This is a genomic window from Vibrio sp. DNB22_10_4, assembly GCF_052879755.1.
The window spans coordinates 1-254 of the sequence record NZ_JBNNXW010000097.1 but is presented as its reverse complement, the minus strand read 5'-3'; the positions used below and the strand labels follow the sequence as shown (position 1 = coordinate 254).

The 254-nt window shown below is 66.9% G+C and carries 1 pseudogene; it reads left to right on the top strand.

Annotation, left to right across the window (positions count from 1 at the left end):
• Positions 1 to 238, top strand: a pseudogene (locus tag ACVA6Q_RS24815) (hypothetical protein); the annotation flags it as partial.
• Positions 239 to 254 lie beyond the last annotated feature (16 nt).

The window sequence follows — 254 nt, the reverse complement described above, 5'->3', positions numbered from 1 at the left end:
GCGTCTGGCCCAGCAACACATCGACGAGTTGGACCGGCGCATCGAGAGCATGCTGGAGATGGCCGCGACGCTCAAGGCGCTGATCCGGTGTTGCGCCGGCGACGAACGGCCCGACTGCCCGATCCTGCACACGCTGGAGCAGCCCGATACCAGTGACAACAAGCCCGAAGCGCGCACTGGCGCAGTGCCGCGCCGCGCGCGAGCCAACGCAGCAGGAAAAAAGCCGCGTGCGCACTGAGCAGCCAGGAGAGATA